General features: G+C 61.2%; 12 protein-coding genes. 7 read left to right on the forward strand and 5 right to left on the reverse strand.

What is annotated here, in order from left to right:
- Positions 1-128: 128 nt before the first annotated feature.
- Complete coding sequence (gene trxA / locus FBX99_RS26105) at positions 129-458, reverse strand: thioredoxin TrxA (protein WP_144926720.1); 330 nt, start codon at positions 456-458, stop codon at positions 129-131.
- Positions 459-580: 122 nt separating this feature from the next.
- Positions 581-1,288: a FadR/GntR family transcriptional regulator gene (locus tag FBX99_RS26110; protein ID WP_145133362.1), complete on the reverse strand. Its 708-nt coding sequence runs from the start codon at positions 1,286-1,288 to the stop codon at positions 581-583.
- A gap of 254 nt (positions 1,289-1,542) precedes the next feature.
- Here FBX99_RS26110 and FBX99_RS26115 point away from each other — a divergent pair, with 254 nt between their 5' ends.
- The 5 genes from FBX99_RS26115 (at position 1,543) to ppx (ending at position 6,052) form a co-directional block, all read left to right on the forward strand.
- Entirely contained in the window at positions 1,543-2,328 is a 786-nt protein-coding gene (locus tag FBX99_RS26115; protein WP_144926726.1) for a transporter substrate-binding domain-containing protein, read from the forward strand.
- 21 nt (positions 2,329-2,349) lie between these two features.
- On the forward strand, positions 2,350-3,030 hold the full coding sequence (locus FBX99_RS26120) for an amino acid ABC transporter permease (protein WP_144926729.1): 681 nt from the start codon (positions 2,350-2,352) through the stop codon (positions 3,028-3,030).
- Positions 3,027-3,677 carry an amino acid ABC transporter permease gene (locus tag FBX99_RS26125; protein ID WP_144926732.1) on the forward strand — a complete coding sequence of 217 codons (651 nt, stop codon included), beginning with the start codon at positions 3,027-3,029 and terminating at the stop codon, positions 3,675-3,677. The genes FBX99_RS26120 and FBX99_RS26125 overlap by 4 nt, the downstream gene beginning before the upstream one ends.
- On the forward strand, positions 3,664-4,401 hold the full coding sequence (locus tag FBX99_RS26130; protein WP_144926734.1) for an amino acid ABC transporter ATP-binding protein: 738 nt from the start codon (positions 3,664-3,666) through the stop codon (positions 4,399-4,401). The genes FBX99_RS26125 and FBX99_RS26130 overlap by 14 nt, the downstream gene beginning before the upstream one ends.
- A gap of 148 nt (positions 4,402-4,549) precedes the next feature.
- The gene (ppx, locus tag FBX99_RS26135) at positions 4,550-6,052 is read left to right on the forward strand and encodes an exopolyphosphatase (RefSeq protein ID WP_144926737.1); all 1,503 of its coding nucleotides are present in this window, start codon (positions 4,550-4,552) and stop codon (positions 6,050-6,052) included.
- A 167-nt stretch (positions 6,053-6,219) separates the two neighbouring features.
- Here ppx and ppk1 read toward each other — a convergent pair whose 3' ends face one another.
- Both ppk1 and hemB read right to left on the reverse strand, forming a co-directional pair.
- Complete coding sequence (ppk1, locus tag FBX99_RS26140; RefSeq protein ID WP_041024485.1) at positions 6,220-8,439, reverse strand: polyphosphate kinase 1; 2,220 nt, start codon at positions 8,437-8,439, stop codon at positions 6,220-6,222.
- A gap of 20 nt (positions 8,440-8,459) precedes the next feature.
- Positions 8,460-9,470 carry a porphobilinogen synthase gene (gene hemB / locus FBX99_RS26145; protein WP_145133364.1) on the reverse strand — a complete coding sequence of 337 codons (1,011 nt, stop codon included), beginning with the start codon at positions 9,468-9,470 and terminating at the stop codon, positions 8,460-8,462.
- Between the two features lie 203 nt (positions 9,471-9,673).
- On the opposite strand from hemB, the gene FBX99_RS26150 reads away from it, so the two are divergent.
- Positions 9,674-10,327 (forward strand): DedA family protein, encoded by a 654-nt coding sequence (locus tag FBX99_RS26150; RefSeq protein WP_144926743.1) that lies wholly within the window; start codon positions 9,674-9,676, stop codon positions 10,325-10,327.
- Here FBX99_RS26150 and FBX99_RS26155 read toward each other — a convergent pair.
- Positions 10,278-11,513 (reverse strand): sterol desaturase family protein, encoded by a 1,236-nt coding sequence (locus FBX99_RS26155; protein WP_144926746.1) that lies wholly within the window; start codon positions 11,511-11,513, stop codon positions 10,278-10,280. The two genes, FBX99_RS26150 and FBX99_RS26155, sit on opposite strands and share 50 nt — an antisense overlap.
- Before the next feature lie 113 nt (positions 11,514-11,626).
- On the opposite strand from FBX99_RS26155, the gene elbB reads away from it, so the two are divergent.
- A complete protein-coding gene (gene elbB / locus FBX99_RS26160; RefSeq protein ID WP_145133366.1) occupies positions 11,627-12,295 on the forward strand; it encodes an isoprenoid biosynthesis glyoxalase ElbB in 669 nt (222 codons plus the stop codon).
- Positions 12,296-12,302 lie beyond the last annotated feature (7 nt).

Below are 12,302 nucleotides of genomic sequence, written 5' to 3' on the forward strand. Positions count from 1 at the left end.
GTCCAAGGCCAGGGCGGCCGAGGACAGTGAAGATTTCCAAAACTCGGTATCCGGTAGATCGTAAGGCCGCTCCGCTTAAGTGAACAGCATTACGCGATTGGCGGGGCTTTTTCAATGGCATTCGGCGCTTAGATGTTGGCGTCGAGGAAAGCCGCCAGTTGCGACTTCGACAGCGCACCGACCTTGGTGGCCTCGACGTTGCCGTCCTTGAACAACATCAGCGTCGGGATACCACGCACGCCGTGCTTGGCCGGGGTTTCCTGGTTTTCGTCGATGTTCAGCTTGGCGACGGTCAGCTTGCCCTTGTAGGTCTCGGCAATTTCGTCCAGAACTGGAGCGATCATCTTGCACGGACCGCACCACTCAGCCCAATAGTCCACCAGTACAGCGCCTTCGGCCTTGAGTACGTCAGCCTCGAAGCTAGCGTCGCTAACGTGTTTGATCAGATCGCTGCTCATGGGAAATCTCCGGGGTTGTCAGCAAAAAAACGTGGCCCATCATAGCTGCCCTTCCCGGGTTCAGGAAGTCACTGTTGATTGAGCCTCGCTATGGCGCCGGACGCATTTGGACATGACCGGGGTCATGAGGCGACCGGGGCGACGAAGCAGATTCCGGTGCGCAGCGCAGCGTTACGGACATGCTCCTGCATGGCTTTCTGGGCGGAGCCCGAGGAACGCCGGGACAATGCCCGCAGGATTTTCCGATGCTCTTGCCAGGTTTCCATGGCCCGTTCGGCCCTGATGAACGGCAATTTCTGGCTCTCCAGGAAAATCTCGGCGCTGGCGGTGAGGATGCTCAGCATCGCCTGATTGCCGCCGGCCTGCAGGATTCGCCGATGAAACTCGAAATCCAGCCGCGCCGCCGCGTCGAAGTCCCCTGATTTCAGTTCCCGGCGCATGGCCTCGACGTTATCACCCAACATATCGAGCTCATCGGGGCTCAGCGTCGCCGCCGCCATTCCAGCCGCGAAACCTTCCAGGGCATAGCGCAGCTGGAAGATGTCCAGTGGCGAGGCCTGGGCCGCGAACGGCCAGCCCGGTGCCGGCTCACTCCACGAGACCTCTGCTGACGCTTGCACGAATACCCCTTTGCCCGGCTGCACGCTGATCATCCCCAACGCGCTCAATGACGACAGGGCCTCACGCAGCGACGCCCGGCTCACGCCCAGTTGCAGCGCCAGATCCCGTTGCGACGGCAGCGCATCCCCCGGACCGAAGCCTTCGTCGGCGATCAGTTTGCGAATGCCTTGCACGGCCACTTCGGGAACCGCACGAGAAATGGAATTCATGTTTTTTCGGGCACATCGGACCAGTGAGCGGCTAGTTGTAAAGCTATTCGCCGCGCCCGGCAAGTCGTGCCCCAGCAATGCTCGACGGCAAATACCGATGCCCGATAAAGGTGCGAGACACACCCCAACTGTTCAGACCAGTCAGACCGAACCCCGTCAGCAAATCCGCGGTTTCGCAGGGTTTGAAAGCGCGTTGGCATGGCCTGTGCTCTGTCCGAACGCAGAAATCACATCACCGACCGCGGAGATTCGCCATGATCCAGCGTTGCAGCGCCCTGCTCACCGTCCTGTTTGCCAGCCTGATGCTCTGCCAGTTACCCGCCCATGCCGACGGGCTGGAAGACGTGGTCAAGCGCGGCACGCTCAAAGTCGCGGTGCCCCAGGACTTCCCGCCGTTCGGCTCGGTAGGCCCGGACATGAAACCCCGCGGCCTGGATATCGATACCGCGAAGCTGCTGGCCGACCAGCTCAAGGTCAAGCTTGAGCTTACGCCGGTTAACAGCACCAATCGCATCCCGTTCCTGACCACCGGCAAGGTCGACCTGGTGATCTCCAGCCTGGGCAAGAACCCGGAACGTGAGAAGGTCATTGATTTTTCCAGCGCCTACGCCCCGTTCTACCTTGCCGTGTTCGGCCCACCCGAGGCCGCCATCAATGGCCTGGACGACCTCAAGGGCAAGACCATCAGCGTCACCCGGGGCGCCATCGAAGACATCGAGCTGACAAAGGTCGCGCCCGAAGGCACCACCATCAAGCGCTTCGAAGACAATAACTCGACCATCGCGGCCTACCTCGCCGGCCAGGTGGACCTGATCGCCAGCGGCAACGTGGTGATGGTCGCCATCAGTGAGCGCAACCCCAAGCGCGTCCCGGCGCTGAAAGTGAAGCTCAAGGATTCGCCGGTTTACATCGGCGTGAACAAGAACGAGCCCGCGCTGCTGGATAAGGTCAATCAGATACTCGCCACGGCCAAGACCGATGGCAGTCTGGAGAAAAACGCCCAGACCTGGCTCAAGCAGCCGCTGCCGGCCGATCTCTGACCGCCACTTGAGAGGCTGAGCATGGCTTATCAGTTCGATTTCCTGCCGGTGATGCAAAACACCGAGTTGCTGTTGCGCGGTGCGCTGTTCACCCTGGAATTGACGGCCATCGGCGCGCTGTTCGGGGTTGGCCTCGGCATCGTCGGCGCCGTGGTACGGGCGTGGCAGATCCGCCCGTTCGCGACGATATTCGGGGTGTACGTGGAGCTGATCCGCAACACACCGTTTCTGGTGCAATTGTTTTTCATCTTTTTCGGCCTGCCATCCCTGGGTGTGCAGATTTCCGAATGGCAGGCGGCGGTCCTGGCCATGGTGATCAACCTCGGCGCCTACTCCACCGAAATCATTCGCGCCGGCATCCAGGCAATCCCCCACGGACAGCTGGAAGCCGCCGCGGCCCTGGCGATGAGTCGCATCGAAGCCTTTCGCCACGTGGTGTTACTGCCGGCGCTGGGCAAGGTCTGGCCAGCCCTGAGCAGCCAGATCATCATCGTGATGCTCGGCTCGGCGGTCTGTTCGCAGATCGCCACCGAAGAACTGAGCTTTGCCGCCAACTTCATTCAATCGCGCAATTTCCGCGCCTTTGAAACCTATGCACTGACCACGCTGATTTATTTGTGCATGGCGCTGTTGATCCGCCAGTTACTGGACTGGGTGGGACGTCGCTGCCTGTACAAGAACAGCGCCAGGAGCGACCAATGAGCGACTTCACTTTCTGGGACGTGGTGCGCAACCTGCTCACAGGCCTGCAATGGACCCTCGCACTGTCGCTGGTGGCGTTTATCGGTGGTGGCGTGATCGGTTTGCTGGTCATGGTGATGCGCATCGCCAGAGTCACCCTGCCCCGCCACGTCGCCCGAACCTATATCGAGTTGTTCCAGGGCACGCCGCTGTTGATGCAGTTGTTCCTGGTGTTTTTTGGCGTGGCATTGGCCGGCGTGGAGATCTCGCCGTGGATGGCCGCAGCCATTGCCCTGACTCTGTTTACCAGCGCCTATCTGGCGGAGATCTGGCGCGGTTGTGTCGAAGCTATCCCCAATGGCCAATGGGAGGCGTCCTCGAGCCTCGCGCTGAACCGGCTGGAGCAGTTGCGCTACGTGATCCTGCCCCAGGCCCTGCGCATCGCTGTGGCACCAACCGTGGGTTTCTCGGTGCAAGTGGTCAAGGGCACGGCTGTCACCTCGATCATCGGCTTCACCGAGCTCACCAAGACCGGCGGCATGCTCGCCAACGCCACGTTCGAACCCTTCATGGTCTATGGCCTGGTTGCCCTCGGCTATTTCCTCCTTTGCTACCCCCTGTCCCTCAGCGCGCGCTACCTGGAAAGGAGACTGCATGCCTCTGCTTAGAATTTCCGCCCTGCACAAATACTACGGCGATCATCACGTACTCAAAGGCATCGACCTGACCGTCGAAGAAGGCCAGGTGGTCGCGATCATCGGCCGCAGCGGCTCGGGCAAATCTACCTTGTTGCGCACGCTCAATGGCCTGGAATCGATCAACGATGGCGTGATCGAAGTGGACGGCGAGTACCTCGATGCCGCGCGCGCTGATCTGCGCAGCCTGCGCCAGAAAGTCGGGATGGTGTTCCAGCAGTTCAACCTCTTCCCACACCTGACCGTTGGCGAAAACGTGATGCTCGCGCCGCAGGTTGTACAAAAAGTATCCAAGGCCAAGGCGACCGAGCTTGCCCGGGAGATGCTCGAGCGGGTCGGGCTCGGTGAAAAATTCGACGCTTTCCCGGACCGGCTGTCCGGCGGCCAGCAGCAACGGGTAGCGATTGCCCGGGCCCTGGCGATGTCACCCAAGGTATTGCTCTGCGACGAGATCACCTCGGCCCTGGACCCTGAACTGGTCAATGAAGTGCTCGGCGTGGTGCGGCAATTGGCCAAGGAAGGGATGACGCTGATCATGGTCACCCACGAGATGCGCTTCGCCCGCGAGGTGGGTGACAAACTGGTGTTCATGCACCAGGGCAAGGTGCACGAGGTGGGGGATCCAAAGGTGCTGTTTGCCGAGCCGCAGACGGTGGAGCTGGCGAACTTTATCGGGATGGTCGAGCCTGTGGCCTGAGGTTTGCGGTGCCGGCTATCGCGCAGGCGAGACAAAACCCGCTTGGGAGCGAGCTTGCTCGCGATTGACCGCGAAGCGGTCGCCTTTGCGTTGGCGTAAGCGGTCGATCGTGGCAGGATGGCAGGGTTATCGACCGAGACCTTCCGACATGCCGCCATCCCAAGCCAAGAATCTGTCCCTGATCGCCGCCATTGACCTGGGCTCCAACAGTTTCCACATGGTTGTCGCCAAGGCCCAGAACGGGGAAATCCGCATTCTTGAGCGGCTCGGTGAAAAGGTCCAACTGGCCGCCGGCATCGATGAAGAACGCAAACTGAGCGAAGAGTCCATCCAGCGCGGGCTCGATTGCCTCAAGCGATTCGCCCAACTGATCAACGGCATGCCGCTGGGCGCCGTGCGGATCGTCGGCACCAACGCCCTGCGCGAGGCGCGCAACCGTGGCGAATTCATCCGCCGCGCCGAAGAGATCCTCGGCCATCCGGTGGAAGTCATCTCCGGTCGGGAAGAAGCCCGCCTGATCTACCTCGGTGTTTCCCACACCCTGGCCGATACCCCCGGTAAACGGCTGGTGGCGGACATCGGTGGCGGCAGTACCGAATTCATCATTGGCCAACGCTTCGAGCCGCTGCTGCGCGAAAGCCTGCAAATGGGCTGCGTCAGCTACACCCAGCGCTATTTCCGCGACGGCAAGATCACGCCGGCCCGTTATGCCCAGGCCTACACGGCGGCGCGGTTGGAAATCATGAGCATCGAACATGCCCTGCACCGCCTGACCTGGGATGAAGCCATCGGCTCTTCAGGCACCATCCGCGCCATCGGCCTGGCGCTCAAGGCTGGCGGCCATGGCAGTGGCGAGGTCAACGCCGAGGGCCTGGCCTGGCTCAAGCGCAAGGTGTTCAAGCTCGGCGAATCGGACAAGATCGATTTCGAGGGCATCAAACCCGACCGCCGGGCGATTTTCCCGGCGGGCCTGGCGATTCTCGAAGCCATTTTCGACGCCCTCGAACTGCAACGCATGGACCACTGCGAAGGCGCCCTGCGCGAAGGTGTGCTGTATGACCTACTGGGACGCCATCATCACGAAGACGTCCGTGAACGCACCCTGGGTTCGCTCATGGAGCGCTATCACGTTGACCTGGAACAGGCCGTGCGGGTCGAGCGCAAGGCGCTGCATGCCTTCGACCAGGTGGCCGACGACTGGGATCTCAACGACGGGGTCTGGCGCGAATTGCTGGGCTGGGCCGCCAAGGTTCATGAAGTCGGCCTGGACATCGCCCACTATCACTACCATAAGCACGGCGCCTACCTGATCGAGCACTCGGACCTGGCGGGCTTCTCCCGCGAGGACCAGCAGATGCTCGCCCTCCTGGTACGCGGCCACCGCCGCAACATCCCCAAGGATAAGTTTGCCGAATTCGGCGATGAAGGCATCAAGCTGATTCGCCTGTGCGTACTGCTGCGATTCGCGATCCTGTTCCACCACATCCGCGGCACCCAGGAAATGCCCCAGGTGGCCTTGCGGGCCGACGGTGATCAACTGGATGTAATGTTCCCCGAGGGCTGGCTGGAAGAAAACCAACTGACCCAGGCCGACTTCGCCCAGGAAGCGGAATGGCTGACCCGAGTGGGGATCGTGCTGAATATTCACTGAACCCCGCTACAGCAAAACCCTCTGTGGCGAGGGAGCTTGCTCCCGCTGGAGGGCGAAGCCCTCCCTGACCTTGGGGCTGCTTCGCCCGAACGCGGACCGGCCCAGCGGGAGCAAGCTCCCTCGCTACAAAAAGCCAAGTTCACCGCCCCCACCGCGCTCGCCGTTCCTTAATTGACCGCCAACACCGGGCTGCTCAGACGATCCAGCAACGTCGCCTGGGCGCTGCGCGGGTTCTGGTTGCCGGTCGGTGTGTTGCGGATGTAACGGCCGTCCGACTGCAGGCTCCAGCTGTGGGTGTTATCGGTGAGGTAGCTTTCCAGCTCCTTCTTGACCCGCAGGATCAACTTCTTGCCCTCCACCGGGAAGCAGGTCTCGACGCGTTTGTCGAGGTTGCGCTCCATCCAGTCGGCGCTGGACAGGAACATCTGTTCCTCGCCACCGTTGAGGAAGTAGAACACCCGCGTGTGCTCCAAAAAGCGCCCGATGATCGAACGCACATGGATGTTATGGGAGACCCCCGGGATACCTGGCCGCAGGCAGCACATGCCGCGCACCACCAGGTCGATACGCACGCCCGACTGGCTGGCCTTGTACAGCGCGCGGATGATCTTCGGATCGGTCAGCGAGTTGAACTTGGCAATGATGTGCGCCGGTTTACCGTCCAGGGCGAACTGGGTTTCCCGGGTGATCATGTCGAGCATGCCCTTTTTCAGGGTGAACGGCGCATGCAGCAGTTTCTTCATGCGCAGCGTCTTGCCCATGCCGATCAACTGGCTGAACAGCTTGCCGACGTCTTCACACAAGGCATCGTCGGAGGTCAGCAGGCTGTAGTCGGTGTACAGACGGGCGTTGGCGGCGTGGTAGTTACCCGTGCCCAGGTGGGCGTAACGCACGATCTCGCCGGCCTCGCGCCGCAGGATGAGCATCATCTTGGCGTGGGTCTTGAAGCCGACTACGCCATAAATCACCACCGCCCCCGCCGCTTGCAGACGGCTTGCCAGTTGCAGGTTGGACTCTTCGTCGAAGCGCGCACGCAATTCGATCACCGCCGTGACCTCCTTGCCGTTTCGCGCCGCATCCACCAGGGCGTCGACGATTTCCGAGTTGGCGCCGCTGCGGTACAGGGTCTGGCGCACCGCCAGGACGTGAGGGTCCTTGGCAGCCTGGCGCAGCAGGTCGACTACCGGCGTGAACGACTCGAACGGGTGCAGCAACAGGATGTCCTGCTTGCTGATCACGTTGAAAATGTTCTCGCTGTTCTGGAGCAGCTTCGGGATCTGCGGCGTGAACGGCGAATATTGCAACTCCGGATGACTGTCCAGGCCGGTGATGCTGAAGAGACGGGTCAGGTTGACCGGACCGTTGACCTGATACAGCTCGGTTTCATGCAGGTTGAACTGCTTGAGCAGGTAATCGGACAAGTGTTTCGGGCAAGTGTCGGCCACTTCCAGGCGCACCGCATCGCCGTAGCGACGGGAGAACAGCTCGCCGCGAAGGGCACGGGCCAAGTCTTCGACGTCCTCGGTGTCAACCGACAGGTCGGCGTTACGTGTCAGGCGGAACTGGTAGCACCCCTTCACCTTCATGCCCTGGAACAGGTCATCGGCGTGGGCGTGGATCATCGACGACAGGAACACATAGTTGTCGCCAGGGCCGCCGACATCTTCCGGTACGCGGATGATACGCGGCAGCAGGCGTGGCGCGGGGATGATCGCCAGGCCGGAATCGCGACCGAAGGCGTCGATGCCTTCCAGCTCGACGATGAAGTTCAGGCTCTTGTTGACCAGCAACGGGAACGGGTGCGTCGGGTCGAGGCCGATCGGCGTGATGATCGGTGCGATCTCGTCGCGGAAATAGCGGCGTACCCAGGTCTTGAGCTTGGTGGTCCAGTGGCGACGACGGATGAAGCGGACCTGGTGCTTTTCCAGCTCCGGCAACAGGATGTCGTTGAGGATCGCGTACTGGCGGTCGACGTGACCGTGGACCAGCTCGCTGATGCGCGCCAGGGCCTGATGGGGTTGCAGGCCATCGGCACCGGCTTGCTCACGGGCGAAGGTGATCTGCTTCTTCAGGCCGGCGACGCGGATTTCGAAGAACTCATCCAGGTTGCTGGAGAAGATCAACAGGAACTTCAACCGCTCCAACAAGGGATAGGACTCGTCCAGCGCCTGCTCCAGCACGCGGATGTTGAACTGCAGCTGCGACAGCTCGCGATGGATGTACAGGCTGCTGTCATCCAGGCTGGGGATCGCAATCGCCGGGGCCGGGGCGGGTTCGGCGACGACCACCGGGGGAGCAGGCTCAAGCTCCGGTGGTGTTTCGGCGATTTGCTCGACCACGGGTTGAGCGTCTTTTACAGCAACTTCAGAGAGTCCTTCGGTATTCATCGCAAGTTCCTGGGAGGCTATTACTGCTCTCGTAGCAATTGGGCGGCGCGCACGGCGAAGTAAGTCAGGATCCCATCAGCACCAGCGCGCTTGAAAGCGGTGAGGGATTCGAGGATGACCCCTTCGCCCAGCCAGCCGTTCTGGATCGCCGCCATGTGCATGGCGTACTCGCCGCTGACCTGATAAACAAAGGTCGGCACTTTGAATTCGTCTTTGACCCGGCAAAGGATGTCGAGGTAAGGCATGCCTGGCTTGACCATGACCATATCTGCCCCTTCTGACAAGTCGGCCGCCACTTCGTGCAAGGCTTCCTGACTGTTGGCCGGATCCATCTGATAAGAGGCCTTGTTGGCCTTGCCCAGGTTCAGGGCCGAGCCGACCGCATCGCGGAACGGACCGTAATAGGCACTGGCGTACTTGGCCGAATAGGCCATGATCCGCACGTTGACGTGCCCGGCCACCTCGAGGGCTTCACGGATCGCCTGGATGCGACCGTCCATCATGTCCGACGGCGCCACCACCTGGGCACCGGCCTCGGCATGGGACAACGCCTGCTTGACCAAGGCATCAACAGTGATGTCGTTCTGCACATAGCCGTCTTCGTCGAGGATGCCATCCTGCCCGTGGGTAGTGAACGGATCCAATGCCACGTCGGTGATCACCCCCAATTCCGGGAAGCGCGCCCGCAGGGCACGGGTCGCGCGCTGGGCAATACCATCCGGGTTCCAGGCTTCGGCGGCGTCCAGGGACTTGAGGGCCGGCGGCGTCACCGGAAACAGCGCCAGCGCCGGAATGCCCAGTTCCACCCATTGGGCGGCTTCTTCGAGCAGCAGATCGATGGTCAGGCGTTCCACCCCGGGCATCGATGCCACCGCTTCGCGCCGGTTCTCGCCATCCAGCACGAACACCGGCAGGATCAGGTCATCGGTGGTCAGCACGTTCTCACGCACCAGCCGACGAGAGAACTCATCACGGCGATTGCGACGCAGACGGGTGGCAGGGAACAGACGATTGGCGGGGGTAAAGCTCACGGCAGACTCCTGAGCCCACTGACGGGCGAGCGTGACAGTTATAAGCGGCCATTATGACTAACGTATGACAGTTATGTGCACCTGTGACCTGTCGTCGCAGTTATTGTGGTTGTAGGAAATGTTCACGTCGAGACACATTTCGACACTTTCCTGAATGTGCCCGAAGGGTTAGGCTGCGCGTTCATTTCGCCAGCACCCAGACAATGCTCCAGCAATTTCTACACGACTTCGGCTATCTGGCCCTTTTCATCGGCACGTTCTTCGAAGGCGAAACCATCCTCGTGCTCGCAGGTTTTCTGGCGTTCCGTGGCTACATGGACATCAATCTCGTGGTAGTCGTGGCGTTCTGCGGCAGCTATGCGGGCGATCAGCTGTGGTATTTCCTGGGGCGCAAGCATGGGCGCAAGTTGCTGGCGCGCAAACCGCGCTGGCAATTGATGGGCGACCGCGCCCTGGAGCACATTCGCAGGCACCCGGATATCTGGGTCCTGAGCTTTCGCTTCGTCTATGGCCTGCGTACGGTGATGCCGGTGGCTATCGGCTTGTCAGGCTATCCGCCAGGACGCTACCTGCTGCTCAACGGCATTGGCGCGGCGATCTGGGCGACCGCCCTGGCTGCCGCCGCCTATCACTTCGGCGCGGTGCTCGAAGGCATGCTGGGCAGCATCAAGAAATATGAGTTGTGGGTACTCGGCGCGTTGCTGGTGCTGGGCCTGTGCCTGTGGTTGCGTCGACGGATCAAGAATGCGCGGCTGGCGAAAAAAGTCCTCGAAGCCGAGCGGCTGGAGCGAACCAAACCCGACGAACCTACGACGCCAACCGAGCAAGCCGGTTGCGACAGTAATAGAGCCCCATGACGCTGAGCAGGCTGTAGCTGAGCAAGCCGACCCAGGCTGCGGGGCCTGCCGGCCACACCCCGGCCAGCGGCGCCAGCCACACCAGTGGCAGGTTGGAGGCCAGTCGCAACAACTCCAACCTCAGCGCCCACGGGCGATTTTCCAGAATCATGCCCAATACGAACAGGCCGAACGCGACCGTCCCCCACCCCAATACCAGGGCGGCGACGGGCAGGCTGTTCTCCAGGTTCATCAAATAACTACCCAGCGCGATGTAGAGGCAGAATTGCAGCGCCACGTAGCCCTGCTGGCGTCCATCCAACGGCACTTCGAATTTGCGGAACCGGCTCAGGTCCGGCTTGTTCAGCGGGTAACTCGCCGCCACATCTGCGGGTCGCCACCCCGTTGGCATGAACCAGATCCGCAGCTTGTCCCACCAGCGTCCGGCCCGTCGGGCATCTGTCCATAACTGCACATAGAACTGCAGATTGGCCCACAACGGGTTCCAACTCGCCAGCGGCGTAGTCACGCCAAAAATCACCGGCTCGCGGTCGTCTTCCTCCTGGAAGGTGCCAAACAGACGATCCCAAATAATGAACACCCCGCCGTAGTTGCGATCCATGTAAAGAGGGTTCTGCGCATGGTGAGCACGATGATTGGACGGCGTGACGAAGTACCACTCCAACCAGCCAAGCTTGGGGATGTGCTGGGTGTGGACCCAGAACTGGTACAGCAGGTTCAGCGCCGCGACACTGACGAACACCGTCAGCGGTACGCCCAGCACAGCCAGCGGCAGGTAGAACACCCAGCTCAACAGGAACCCGGTACTGGTCTGGCGCAGCGCCGTGGAGAGGTTGTAGTCCTCGCTCTGGTGATGCACCGAATGAGCCGCCCAGAGGATGTTGCGCTCATGACCCATGCGATGCAGCCAGTAGTAGCAGAAGTCATAGAACACGAAGGCGAACACCCAGACCCAAGCCTGGTCGGCAGGCAGCCGGGCAACAGCCAGATGTTCCAGGGCAAAGGCGTAGGTCACCAACCCCACGCCCTTCGTCAACAAACCGGTAGTGGTCGACAGCACGCCGGTGCTCAGGCTGTTGATCGCATCGGCCATGCGGTAATGACTCACGCCACGCCAGCGGTCGGCCAGCAACTCGACGGCGATCAACACGAAGAAGAACGGTACGGCATACAGAATGAAATTCATGATGCGACCCGGACAGGAGATAGTCGGCAGATTAGGTTTAGCCGCCGGATAACCCTATGGCAACGAGTGACAAATTAGTGGACATTTAACGCCATGAATCTGGAGAAAAACCCATGAGCAAAAAAGTTGCAGTGATCCTTTCCGGCTGTGGCGTGTACGACGGCGCCGAGATCCACGAAAGCGTGATCACCCTGCTGCGCCTGGACCAACGCGGTGCACAGGTCCAGTGCTTCGCCCCCAACATCGCCCAACTGCACGTGATCAATCACCTGACCGGTGAAGAAATGCCCGAAAGCCGCAACGTACTGGTGGAGTCGGCGCGGATCGCCCGCGGTAACGTGAAGGACTTGCGTGAAGCCAGGGTCGAGGATTTCGACGCCCTGATCGTACCTGGCGGTTTCGGTTCGGCGAAGAACCTCTCCAGCTTTGCCGTCGAAGGCGCGGATTGCACCGTCCACCCCGAACTCCTGGCACTGACAGAGGCCTTCGCGGAGGCCGGCAAGCCGGTGGGGCTGATCTGCATTTCCCCGGCCCTGGCGGCGAAAATCTATGGCCCCGGCGTAACCTGCACCATCGGTACGGATGTCGACACTGCGGCTGCGGTGACCAAAATGGGTGGCACCCATGAAGACTGCGCCGTCACCGACATCGTCGAAGACCGCGCGCGCAGGCTGGTCAGCACTCCAGCCTACATGCTGGCGCAAAACATCAGCGAAGCGGCGTCGGGAATCAATAAGCTGGTGGATCGGATACTTGAGCTGACCCACGAAAACGATGCCTGACAACCTT

This window comes from Pseudomonas sp. SJZ074 (assembly GCF_007828215.1).
GTDB lineage: Bacteria > Pseudomonadota > Gammaproteobacteria > Pseudomonadales > Pseudomonadaceae > Aquipseudomonas.

What these genes read in the sequence shown, in the direction of transcription:
- trxA (WP_144926720.1), bottom strand. Translation starts at nt 458, where the DNA reads ATGAGCAGCGATCTGATCAAACACGTTAGCGACGCTAGCTTCGAGGCT.
- FBX99_RS26110 (WP_145133362.1), bottom strand. Translation starts at nt 1,288, where the DNA reads ATGAATTCCATTTCTCGTGCGGTTCCCGAAGTGGCCGTGCAAGGCATT.
- FBX99_RS26115 (WP_144926726.1), top strand. Translation starts at nt 1,543, where the DNA reads ATGATCCAGCGTTGCAGCGCCCTGCTCACCGTCCTGTTTGCCAGCCTG.
- FBX99_RS26120 (WP_144926729.1), top strand. Translation starts at nt 2,350, where the DNA reads ATGGCTTATCAGTTCGATTTCCTGCCGGTGATGCAAAACACCGAGTTG.
- FBX99_RS26125 (WP_144926732.1), top strand. Translation starts at nt 3,027, where the DNA reads ATGAGCGACTTCACTTTCTGGGACGTGGTGCGCAACCTGCTCACAGGC.
- FBX99_RS26130 (WP_144926734.1), top strand. Translation starts at nt 3,664, where the DNA reads ATGCCTCTGCTTAGAATTTCCGCCCTGCACAAATACTACGGCGATCAT.
- ppx (WP_144926737.1), top strand. Translation starts at nt 4,550, where the DNA reads ATGCCGCCATCCCAAGCCAAGAATCTGTCCCTGATCGCCGCCATTGAC.
- ppk1 (WP_041024485.1), bottom strand. Translation starts at nt 8,439, where the DNA reads ATGAATACCGAAGGACTCTCTGAAGTTGCTGTAAAAGACGCTCAACCC.
- FBX99_RS26150 (WP_144926743.1), top strand. Translation starts at nt 9,674, where the DNA reads ATGCTCCAGCAATTTCTACACGACTTCGGCTATCTGGCCCTTTTCATC.
- FBX99_RS26155 (WP_144926746.1), bottom strand. Translation starts at nt 11,513, where the DNA reads ATGAATTTCATTCTGTATGCCGTACCGTTCTTCTTCGTGTTGATCGCC.
- elbB (WP_145133366.1), top strand. Translation starts at nt 11,627, where the DNA reads ATGAGCAAAAAAGTTGCAGTGATCCTTTCCGGCTGTGGCGTGTACGAC.